8 protein-coding genes and 1 riboswitch are annotated in these 11920 nt (G+C 40.8%); of the genes, 5 read left to right on the forward strand and 3 right to left on the reverse strand.

Annotation, left to right across the window (positions count from 1 at the left end; translation table 11 throughout):
• The coding region (locus ACKLNX_RS00800; RefSeq protein ID WP_412970899.1) for an IS3 family transposase at positions 1-111 on the forward strand (111 nt) is incomplete at its 5' end.
• A 69-nt stretch (positions 112-180) separates the two neighbouring features.
• Here ACKLNX_RS00800 and ACKLNX_RS00805 read toward each other — a convergent pair.
• From ACKLNX_RS00805 to ACKLNX_RS00815, 3 genes are all read right to left on the reverse strand, one after another.
• A complete protein-coding gene (locus ACKLNX_RS00805; protein WP_412970874.1) occupies positions 181-4842 on the reverse strand; it encodes an ExeM/NucH family extracellular endonuclease in 4662 nt (1553 codons plus the stop codon).
• 135 nt (positions 4843-4977) lie between these two features.
• Entirely contained in the window at positions 4978-5568 is a 591-nt protein-coding gene (locus ACKLNX_RS00810) for a DUF3016 domain-containing protein (protein ID WP_412970875.1), read from the reverse strand.
• Between the two features lie 79 nt (positions 5569-5647).
• Positions 5648-5932: a hypothetical protein gene (locus ACKLNX_RS00815; RefSeq protein WP_412970876.1), complete on the reverse strand. Its 285-nt coding sequence runs from the start codon at positions 5930-5932 to the stop codon at positions 5648-5650.
• A 359-nt stretch (positions 5933-6291) separates the two neighbouring features.
• Here ACKLNX_RS00815 and ccoG point away from each other — a divergent pair, with 359 nt between their 5' ends.
• From ccoG to ACKLNX_RS00835, 4 genes are all read left to right on the forward strand, one after another.
• Entirely contained in the window at positions 6292-7722 is a 1431-nt protein-coding gene (ccoG, locus tag ACKLNX_RS00820) for a cytochrome c oxidase accessory protein CcoG (protein ID WP_412970877.1), read from the forward strand.
• The gene (locus ACKLNX_RS00825) at positions 7715-8683 is read left to right on the forward strand and encodes a serine/threonine protein kinase (protein ID WP_412970878.1); all 969 of its coding nucleotides are present in this window, start codon (positions 7715-7717) and stop codon (positions 8681-8683) included. Before ccoG ends, ACKLNX_RS00825 begins: the two co-directional genes overlap by 8 nt.
• Positions 8684-8795: 112 nt before the next feature.
• A riboswitch (cobalamin riboswitch) is annotated at positions 8796-9017 on the forward strand.
• A 52-nt stretch (positions 9018-9069) separates the two neighbouring features.
• A complete protein-coding gene (locus tag ACKLNX_RS00830; RefSeq protein ID WP_412970879.1) occupies positions 9070-11007 on the forward strand; it encodes a TonB-dependent receptor plug domain-containing protein in 1938 nt (645 codons plus the stop codon).
• 200 nt (positions 11008-11207) lie between these two features.
• Entirely contained in the window at positions 11208-11831 is a 624-nt protein-coding gene (locus tag ACKLNX_RS00835) for a thiol:disulfide interchange protein DsbA/DsbL (protein ID WP_412970880.1), read from the forward strand.
• Positions 11832-11920: the final 89 nt, after the last annotated feature.

Consider the following 11920-nt stretch of genomic DNA (forward strand, 5'->3'; position numbering starts at 1 on the left):
ATTGAAAACATCAAACAATACATTGATTATTACAACAACGAACGCATTAAGCTAAAACTAAAAGGCCTGAGTCCGACACAATATCGAAATCAGGCCTTGGTCGCCGCTTAGAAATGAGTCCAACTTAATGGGGTCACTTCACTTTATTAAACTGGCTTTTTTCATCGAATAGCTGATTTTTTATCTGCTATATAGGTAAGCGAAGTACCAAATAAACAGATCTCTAAATGTTACTCTACCGCTATTGTCCATGTCGGCAGCAGGGTTGTATCTTGAACTACCTTCTCTCGCGCCAAGCGAACGAACAATAATAAAGTAGTCTCTAAAGTCTATCGAGCCATCTTCATTCAGATCACCAAACGCAGCCGGGTCAGCTTCTAGTAAAAGACTAACAACAACCGGATCATGATCTGAGGCTCTATATACTGAGTCGCTCAAGAAAGCATCAGGCTTCACTGTTGATGAACGTGGTAGCTTCGAACTGTAGTCGAAACCAGCGTATTCATCAGCATTGATATGCCATTCAGTAACATCAACAACTGCATCGAATGCCTGCTCATTAGCCAAAGCATAATCCAATGAACCTAGCAGACCATCAAATCTATAGCTATACGCCAATGGACCTTCAAGCTCTCTCGCAACATCTTTAAAGCCAGCATTTACTAAAGTTTGTACTGGGTCTTCTTTCGCATACGCGTTCAAGTCACCAATAATCATGACAGGGACATCAGTAAACTGCTCATTCAACCAAATATTCAAAGCTTGAGCAGCACGCGTTCTAGTTATATTGCAGTTACCTTGCAAGCCATCATTATCACCAGGTTGCACACAGCGACTGCTACTTCCCTTAGATTTCAGATGGTTAACGTTTACAACGAATGGCTTCTCTGACTCATTTAAAATGAACGCTTGAGCAAAAGACGGACGATTCAATGAGGTATCAAACAGTGGCTCATTGTTCTCGTCTTTTATAGAGTTGTCAGAATTAAGTACTTTCAGTGCACCATCTGGCGTTACCGTTTCAGGTTTGTATAAAATACCCACTGATATCTGATCGGTACCCTGAGGTTCACCAGCATCAACAAATTGATAGACCTCACCACCTAGACTAGCGTTGATAGAGTCAACCAACTGAGAGATTGAACTTAACTCATCATAGCCATCATTCTCTATCTCCATTAAGCCAATGACATTAGCATCGATAGCAATGATTGCATTTGTGATTTTAAGCAACTGAAGCTCATACTCTTCTTGCGTATCAGCACCTCGACCTGAAGATATGTCGTTACCCATACCATCGCCATTGAACAGATTTAAAACGTTGAAGCTAGCTACTTTGAGGTTTCCGACTTCTAGCTCTGGAGCTTCAGTTCTCAAGTTTGTTTGTTCAACAATTGGCATAACAGTAGGACGAATTCGATAATTACCAAATGCAAAATCCATTACACCTGAAATCGAATTAAATGAATCACCAATGCGAATTGGATTAAATGCATCAAAACCACCTGCAGGCAAATCCAAAGATTCAGGCGTGCCATTACTTAAGTCGTCTAAAATAACCTTGTTGCGGTTATTGGTGTCAACTAATGCACTTGCCTCATCACTATCCGCAGCAAATAAATGTGTTGGTGTGAATAGTAAATTGCCAGAAACAACAAGTTCGCCGAAACGCACATAGCTCCCTAAATCAGTCACGTACCACGTTCCTGAATTGCGGATCATCATATTCTCAATCGATTCTAAATCGAACTCAGAGCTCAATGGTAAGCTGACTTCAACGTCACTTACGTAATCGCTTGCGCATGAAGTAGAAATCAATGTCGCTTCCATACTTGTGCGACCAAAGGTTTCTGCAACAGTTCCTACAGCTCGGATAACATCACCTTCTAGAATTTCTAAACCCTCTGTTGCAATTTCAACAAAAAGACCTTCTGAAGTGCTTGAATCTGCGTCCGTGTCCATGTCTTCTTCTTGCATGAAGAATCCACCTAGATTTGGCGCAATCAATGTTACAACGCCCTCAACAACTACTTTCTCTCCAAGCATTGGGCTGGTTTCAGCATTGCCTTGAATTGAGTGAATGTAGGTTGCTTCCTCAAAACAAACACCTAATAGTTCGTCGTCACTTGGACCGCCATTATCTCCGTCGCCACCGCCATTATCACCGCCACCAAAGCCAGCGTATAGGCCTAGGTCTGCGATATCATTTTGTGCAAATCCATCCCACTCAATTGCTGGATCAAAAGCATCAGAGCCGTCAGCATCACCTTGGCTTACTGCTAGCTTCCTTCTAATAGTGCGGTCTTTCGTGCTTGTGTCTCCGCTTCCCCAAACTGTCTGCACGCCAATTTGACCAATAACATCAATGTCGTCGCCAGATTTAGCTAAGGCAAATGCATCATCACCATTGAAATTAATGACAGAAGAGGTTAAATCTGCAATAGCTTTAATCTGCTCGTTCGCACTTGGGTTGGCAACAACATAAACAGAGTTCGCTGCGAGTACGCCACTAAGAATTTGTTCAGCTGTTTTTGTGGGGCTACCATTTGCATATAATTTCAAAGAGTAATTAGATAGGTCAACTTCGCCACCAGTCAGGTTAGCAATCTCAATCGCTTTATTGAAACTACTGCCTTCAATATATTCAGAGATAATCAGGTCACCCTGGCTTAATGAATACGTAGCAATTGGAATAGCGTTGTTTGCTGTTTCACCATCCAATGAATTCTTACCTGCAATTATCCAATCGCTTGTGTTAAATACTGGATTGGGTGATGTTTCTGCGACTCTATAAGCCCAAGAATCGAGGTATTCCCATACTTCACCTGTGCCGTCAACGCCTTCAACACCATAAGTATCAACAACATTGCCATCACACAAGAGTTGAACCATGTCATCGCCGTTGATGCCTAATTGTCCAGTGGTTGCATCTGGAGCAAAACCAAAGAATGCTGTAAACCCTGGCGCTTCAGACGAGAAGTACAAAAACTCACCTTTAGTTGCTGAGTTATCACCCTCTAATCGAGTGATCGCAAAGCCTGAACCAGAAGGCGTTCCACCGTTGTTAGTTCCTCGAATACTGCACGTTGATAAGTCACTCATGTCTTGAGCAACATAAACTTCAATACCTTTTGGAATGCCACCGCTTAGTGGTCCATCAAAAATAGCAGTGATAACGAGTGGGCTATTACTTGAACCACCTGTTGAACCGCCATCAGTGCCGCCGTCGGTGCCACCATCAGTGCCGCCGTCAGTGCCGCCGTCAGTTCCGCCATCTGAACCACCATCAGTACCACCGTCAGAACCGCCGCCTGTCACAGAGTCACATGATTCAAGCGGATATAGTAATTCGACCCACTCTGGGTTATCGATAAATGGGTTTCTGTTGCCTTGATACTGATATGCAGCATCGTTTCGGTTTCTTTCGAAGTCACTGACAGGATCTGCCATGTTCCACTGTAACAAAGTACACAACTTACCTAAGGTATTACCGTTATTTGCAAGATCGTTGGTGAGTACTAAATCGATATATGTTCCATTGGCTTCATATCTCGTATCCATGTACAACATCATACGAGCAACATCTCCCTTCACTTCAGCGCGAGGCTCAAAAGAGTCATCATCTTTAAAGTTTTGTGCTGTCTGTTCCAACACCTCCGCTCGAAGAGTTGGATCAGTTTCAGAGGTTATTTCACTCTCAAACAATGCACGATCACTCTCATCATAGCTGAGACTGCCACGCGCAGAGTTAATTGAAATATCGGTTGGACGAAGGTGATGAATATCTGTGTAAGGCTCATCGTTGCTTCCACTGAATCCACGGCTTTTCGGCCAAGAATGTTCACGATTCCAATTGTCGCCATTTGAACTTGCATTACCACTGCCGTTCGACGTCTTTGGAATGGAGCGGCCTGAATAAAGCAAAATAATATTATTAGGCTCATTCGGATCTTGATCTGTCGCCGTCATAGCCGTCCAAACTTGGCTGTAGCTTAAACGAGTAATATCCGTAGAAATGACTTCACTTAGTTTTGCCTTTATTTGGCTAGTTTCAGCATTGTCACTTACAAGCTGATTAACTTCAGCATAGTAAGTAGAAGCATCAAACGTTGAAGGGTCTTTAAACTGAGGCAAATCTGCGCAATTAGTACAAACATTGCTAAGATCGCCACTTGAACCATTATCCGCTCCACCATCGGTGCCACCGTCAGTGCCGCCATCTGTGCCGCCGCCATCTGAACCACCATCGTCTGGAGTGTCTAGGGTTGTATGCGCGCCCAAATTAGAAAAATCATCTTGTGAAAAAACGTTCCACTCAATGCTTGGGTCAAATGCATTCGTACCGTCAGTATCACCAGTCGTAATATTGTCACGACGAACTAAAGTTTTATTCGCCGTAGAGTAAACAACGCCATCAACTGTTACCTTGTACTCGCTACCAGGATCGGTTCCATAGGTACCAATCGTGTCTACAACGACTTCAATTTCAGAAGAATCAAGCTGCACTAACTGAATAAAGTCATCACCGTTAAAAAAGTTCCCTGATGCGAGCATTGACGCTTTCATTTTCAAAGCTTCATTACTGCCATCATCGGCGATAACGTATGTTGAGTATGCAGGGAGTGAACCAGCTAATTGTATTGTATTGCCTGCATTTGCGCCGCCATTAAAGTAGAACGCAAGCTTGTATTGGCTAAGATCAACAGGTGTTTCACTGTTGTTGTATATTTCAATTGCTTTGTTATTACTTGATCCCTCTACATATTCAGAGATAAATACATTTGCAGATGCATTTATACTGAAGGCAGAAAGCAGGAGTGTAGATAGAGCTTTAAAATTCATACTGACCTGTCCGTTTTTGGTTTTTATTGTAGTAATTTAGCTGAGCTAAGGTACAGCTAAATTACTACATAAATGTGACAGATCAAATCACTTATTAAAAATTATACTCACGTATATCTGAAGTTATTGAATCTACTAGCTTTCGCTTAGAAAAGTTTTTTTGAACCATTCTGAAATCATAGCCTTTTCATAGCGAAGTGCTGTATTTTTATGTATCGAATTGACACTGGAGAGGTAACTCATGTCTTTCAAATTGACTTCCTCTTCCTTTATTACTTGTCCACTTTCATCCTTTAATTCGTAAGAGAAAGTCATGCGTGGTATATCGATATCTCGCATAATACGATACTCATTAATATTAGCGCGTGAACTTTGAGAATAATGGTTTAGACCAGCCATAGACTGAGTTTGCACAGTCCCAGCCAAATCAAGCTCAGTTACCTTTATACTGAGTTTACGTCCATCTGGCAGTGCTTCCGACAATTCACTAAAATAAGCTTCCAACTCTTCAAAAACAGACTCTCTATAGCGCTTTCTTGAAATTGTTGGGTGCTCGACGTCTCGGAATTTTTTCGGTTCTATCCACTCAATAGCAACCTTACTTTGAACTTCAGTAGTGGCGCTAGTTGCATCTTGAGAATTAGGAGATAAAACATTCATCGACAGCACTGTGCCAGCAAACAGGAATGTAGGTGCGGCGATTAGCGCTTTAAAATAAAGGATCATAAAAACCTCGTTTAACAAAATAAAACTAACGTATTATTAAGACTAGCAAATTAGTTGTTTAGTTCCAGATTTTTAAGACTTAAAACTTGGTTTCTTTAATTTGTTCACATAAACGGACAAGGTTTTGTCCATAAATAAACGGATTTTTATCTTTTTTGATACAGTAGAACTTTCTGAAAGCCTCTAACTTCTCTTTGGATTCTGTAATATCGAGAACATAATCCATCTGATGTGGTTGTAATGACATGTTGTTATAAAAGTAGCGCTCACGCAGTGATGACAGTGCTTGTTGCTCCGGGATTTCGATAACAGTCTCTATCCAACCAGTCACAGTTTGTTGAATATCAGACAGGAAATATTGCACAAAAGAAGTCCTTAATACGACAACTAATACCATTACTTCAATAAAAATGACTAAAGCTCGCCACATATAAAATTAAAAGCCCCTCTAAAGATATTGTAATTGATAACTAAACACATTGTTTAAGGACTGTATACTATCTATGTATTGCCTTAAAACAAAGATATTCACTAATACATCTGTATATTTTTGGTTTTTAGCGGCAAGCATCAAAGGTATATTTTTCTTCTGAGCAAACAATCCAAGGTTTTTTGATCTGAAATAACAAATCTTTACTTCAAGTTGCTATAATATCTGGGTTGTATCTAGTGCGCTTTCTCTTTCTTTAATTCGCACTACCATTTGGCCTTCCGGAGCGGTTCATGAGCGAACAAATAAAAATTAAAGACGTTACCCCAGTAAAAATCCATAAAGCAGCGGAAACGACAAACTATTCAGCCCGAAGCCGGATATATGTGCGCGCTGTTGAAGGGGTGCTTGAAAATATTAGACGTTTTTTTGGTTTGATATTTTTGGGTATTTTTGCAGTTATACCCTGGATTCAATACAACGGTAATCAAGCTGTCTTGTTCGATATCGGTGAACAACGCTTCAGTATATTTGCCATGACATTGTGGCCTCAAGATCTCACCATTCTTGCTTATATTTTTATCGTCGCTGCATTTGCTTTGTTTTTCGTAACGACTTTCGCAGGGCGAGTATGGTGCGGCTTTATGTGCCCCCAGACAACTTGGACCTTCATATACATATGGTTTGAGGAAAAAATAGAGGGCAGTCGCAATAAGCGAGTAAAATTAGATCAGCGAAAAATGGATCTCGATAAATTTACGCGCAAAACGCTTAAGCATTTTTCATGGATAACAGTTGCCCTACTTACGTCGATAACATTTGTTGGCTACTTCACTCCCATTGATCACTTATTCGTTGATTTCTTCACCTTAAATGTTGGTTTTTGGGCCGGCTTTTCAATTATATTCTTTACCGTGTGTACCTATGGCAATGCTGGCTATATGCGAGAGATTATGTGTACTCACATGTGCCCCTATGCGCGATTCCAATCGGCCATGTTCGATAAAGATACGTTTACAGTTGCATATGATACAAAACGTGGGGAACAACGCGGGCCCCGCTCTCGTAAAGTCACGCATGAAGCGCTGGAAGAGAAAGGCCTGGGTGACTGTATTGATTGCAACCTTTGCGTCCAAGTTTGCCCAACAGGCATAGATATTCGCAACGGTTTACAGTACGAGTGCATCAATTGCGGTGCATGTGTCGATGCGTGCAACGGTGTCATGGATAAAATGGGCTATGAAAAAGGCCTCATTAGCTTCACTTCAGAGCATCAGCTTTCTGGGGGCGTCACTAAAATAGTGCGTCCAAAACTCATAGGCTATGCTATTGTGCTGCTAATAATGACGAGTTTATTGGTACTCGACATATACACTCGCGTGCCGCTGGAATTAGATATTATTAAGGATCGAAACTCGCTATATCGTGAAACAAACCAAGGGCTAATTGAGAACGTATATACCTTGAAGTTACTCAATAAATCACAAAGTGATCGTGTTTTCAAAATATCCATTAGTGGTATTGAAGGCGCAAAATATGTAGGTGAGAATGAGGTAACAGTGCGCGGTGGTGAAGTTTATACATTGCCAATGAGCGTTGTGACTGACCCCTATTCAGTCACCGAAGAAGTTACTGATTTTATATTCCATGTACAAACCCAAGATGAAAATGGTGAAGTAATCAAAATTCAAGAAACTAGCAGGTTTATTTTTACTGATGTCTGATTTCTCGTTCGCGGGACTCAACCCAGATCTTATATTGGATGCAATTGAAAGTGTTGATGTCAGGGCATCATCAGGCTTATTAGCTTTAAATAGCTATGAAAATAGAGTTTATCAATTCTTAGCGGAAGATAACAAACGTTACGTTGCCAAATTCTATCGGCCACAACGATGGAGTAATGAACAAATTCAAGAGGAGCATGATTTTGCACTTGAACTAATGGGTGAAGAGATTCCTATCGTCGCCCCTTTAGTCATTAATGGCGCAAGTTTGCATCATCATGCCGATTATCGCTTTGCGCTGTTCCCTTCAGCTGGCGGCAGACAATTTGAAGTAGATAATCTTGAGCAACTCGAATGGATGGGGCGTTATATTGGTCGCATGCACAGAGTAGCGCAATCAAAACCATTTGTTCACCGCCCCAAAGTTTGCACTAGCAGCTATTTAGACACACCCAAACAAGTCTTGTTGAACGGCACCTTAGTACCACATCATTTGCAAACCGCTTTCCATACCATCTTAGATATGGTGATCGCCGAAACCAAGCAAAGATTATCAAGCAATTATCAAGCTATTCGCTTGCATTGTGACTTACATCCTGGAAATATTTTATGGCGTGATGGCCCTACTATTGTCGATTTAGATGATTGTCGAATGGGCCCAGCAGTACAAGATATTTGGATGATGTTATCCGGCGATAAGCAGCAACAATTCATCCAATTAGATACTTTAGTTGAGGCTTATAATGAATTTCACGAATTTGACACTAAGCAACTTCCACTTATAGAACCTTTGCGAGCAATGCGCATGGTTCATTATATGGCTTGGTTAAGCCAGCGTTGGGAGGATCCTGCATTTCCTCAAGCGTTTCCCTGGTTCGCTGAAGATAAATACTGGGAAAACCAAATTCTTGCATTGAAAGAGCAGTTCTCAGCCCTTCAGGAAGCACCTCTGAAATTGTAATTTTCGCGGTCACTAAGGCTATGTTTTTCTGGCTTTAAACTCTCGTTCACTTTAGTTATATGCAACTCAAAATTAAGTGTAAATAATTATTCACATCCACTATAAAAACTCTATAATCCAAAGCGTTCAAGGTGCTTTTGTAATAAAGCAAAAGTTAAACGGGAAACTGGTGTAAATCCAGCGCTGCCCCCGCAACGGTAAACACAGGAAGTTCAAAAAACTTCCGCTTATCATCCACCGATATCTTTATCGGCGTCATCCACTGTGCCAGTCATGGGAAGGAGATAATAAACAAGTGTAAGCCCGGATACCGGCCTCGATAGGTACTGGCACTATGCCCTTCTTTTTTGTCATGCTCGGGTGGAGCATTAACAGAGTCTCAATTCATGAAAATAAAACTCCCATTATTGGCTGTGATATGCGCAGCGTCATATTCAGCAACAACTTTTGCTTCAGAACAAAATAAAAATATTGAAACCATAAGTATTATTGGCTCGAGAGCTGCGGTTGATAAAAGCACGCTAGCGGGTTCAGTTTCATTTATCGATGCTGATACTATCTCGGCTTCAGGTGCTTTAACGGTTACTGATTTGTTGCGTTCGTTTGCGAGTATCAACATTAGCCAGTCAGGACCCACAGGAACTTTAACTGAAATTCGACTACGCGGGAGTGAAAGCAATCATATTCTCGTTTTAGTGGATGGCGTTGAAGTCAATGACATTGGCCAGGGCGGCCTAGTCGACTTCGCACATTTATTGGTGGCTGACATTGAGCGTATTGAATTGCTGCGTGGACCGCAAAGTGCCCTTTGGGGAAGCAGTGCCGTTTCTGGTGTGATTAGTATTACGAGTAAAAGTGCCAGTGACCTTGGCAAGCATAAACTAAGCGGAAGTGTAGGTGGTGGAACACAAGCTACGCGACAAATAGGTGTGTCATATAAAACGCGACAGCGTGACTTTTTCTTGTCCTTAAATTTAAACCACCTTGGCACTGAGGGTGACAATATATCTCGTCAAGGCAGTGAAAATGACGGTTATCGAAATACGACGTTTAGTGCCAATGTCAAATATCTATTCAATGAAAAACATAAAGTCACTTTCAATGCTCGATTAGTTGAATATGAAACTGAATTTGATGCGACTGACTTTTTCGTCACCGGCTTGTCAATAGATGCCGATAATCACTCTAAGGGTGAACAAGTAAATTCGCTCGTACGATGGGATTTCACTCCTAGCGATAGTATTTGGTCGCAATCATTAACTTATCAATTAAACCGTTCTCAGAGTGATAGTTTCTCAAGCGATGTTTTGTCGAACGATAGTTTCTCAAGCGATACTTTTACAGGTGGCACAATTGGCCAGACACAGCGATTAACTTGGATAAATTATATTGATTTTGGTGCAAGTGATTTTATCAACATTGGCGTTGATGGCGTTCAAGAGGATTTCAAGCAAAGTGGTCCGATTGTGTATGGCAATCCCAACCAAACTCAAGATTACCGCACTATTTCTATATTAAGCGATGGACAATTTGAAGTCGCAAGTAAACTACATGCAAGCTATAGCCTACGTTCTGATAATAGTGATGCTTTTGATAACGCGAATAGCTTTAGACTGGGGCTTAGTTATACATTTAACGATGACTTCCGTGCGTTTGTAAGTAGAGGGAAAGCTATTAAAAATCCTACTTTTACAGAACGATTTGGATTCTTTCCTGGTACATTTATCGGAAATTCAGCCCTGACACCAGAATCAAGCTATGCCAATGAGTTGGGAATTTCTTATACTTTTGCGAACTCTTTAAGCGCTGAGATCACTCATTTTAATACCAAATTGAAGAATGAAATAAATGGCTTCGTGTTTGACCCCACAACATCCGGTTTTACTGCACAAAATATTGCAGAAACATCTACCAGAAAAGGGTTAGAAGTCTCACTCAAAGGTGATTGGACTGACTTTCGCTGGGCGTTTAGCTATGCCTATTTAGATGCCAAAGCACCGTCAGAAGTTGAATTGAGGCGTTCTCGCCACTCCGGCTCTGCCACTATCAATTATATTTTAAGTAATACTAACAATATATACATTCAAGCTGATTACAGTGGCACGAAGCAAGATAGATATTTCCCGCCGTACCCAAGGCCCGCAGAAACAGTTGAATTGCAGCCATACTGGTTAGTAAGTGCAAACTATTCACATAAATATAATGATAAATTGAGCTTCGCTTTGAGAGTCGACAACTTACTAAACAAACGCTTCGAAGATGTTGTTGGTTTTGTTGGCCAATCGCGGAAGGTCGTTCTGAGCATGAATTATCAATTGAACTAAAGAGTGAGCTAGTTCTCTTATTCGATGATAATCAGTTTTAAAACTGAATGATGCCTGAATAAAGTCGAATATCGCAGCGGTTTCGGCCTTATGCTTTGAAAAGACATTTTGCTTTGTGGTACTCTGCGCCCAGAAATTTTAAATTAATGACTGTTGTTTTAAATAAACTGCAACTAAGTCACTCCAAATAAGGATTTTTTATGAAGAAGCTGTTTTCAATACTGCTTATTGCGTTACTACTTCCATTATCAGTGCATGCTGCAGATCAATGGCAAGAAGGTAAACATTACAAAGTTATTAGTGATAAAGCGACTGCTAAACCAGAAGTCAAAGAGTTCTTTTCATTTTGGTGCCCGGCATGTTACCGATTCGAACCGCTTGTTAAAGGTATTAAAGCTGGCATAGGTGAGGACGTCAAATTTACTAAGGTTCATGTTAACTTTATGCAGTTTACTGGCCCAGATGTCCAAGAAGATGCAACCAAAGCGATGATTATTGCACGTGCAATGAAAAAAGAAACTGAGCTAAATGGTGCTATTTTCAATTATATTCATCAGCAAAAATCAACTGTATCTAACTTAAAGGATTTGCGAAGCGTATTCATTATCAACGGTATTGAGCCTGAAGAGTTCGATAAAATGGCTAAGAGCTTCAGTGTAAAAAGCTTAGTAAACAAAAACAATAAGGAAATCACGAAATTCCGCAAGCACCTTAACGGTGTGCCAAACTTTATCGTGAACGGCAAGTACCAAGCTCAATTTACAAGAGAGATGACGACTGACGACATCGTAAACTTAATCATCTGGTTGACAAAACAACCGTAAGATTAATCTCGACTCGAATTAAAGGACCGCAAGGTCCTTTTTTTTCACCCTAATAAAGACACACCTATTTTCGCTTTAACCAAGCAACA

Origin of the sequence: Glaciecola sp. MF2-115 (assembly GCF_047250385.1) — a bacterium.
Taxonomy (GTDB): domain Bacteria; phylum Pseudomonadota; class Gammaproteobacteria; order Enterobacterales; family Alteromonadaceae; genus Glaciecola.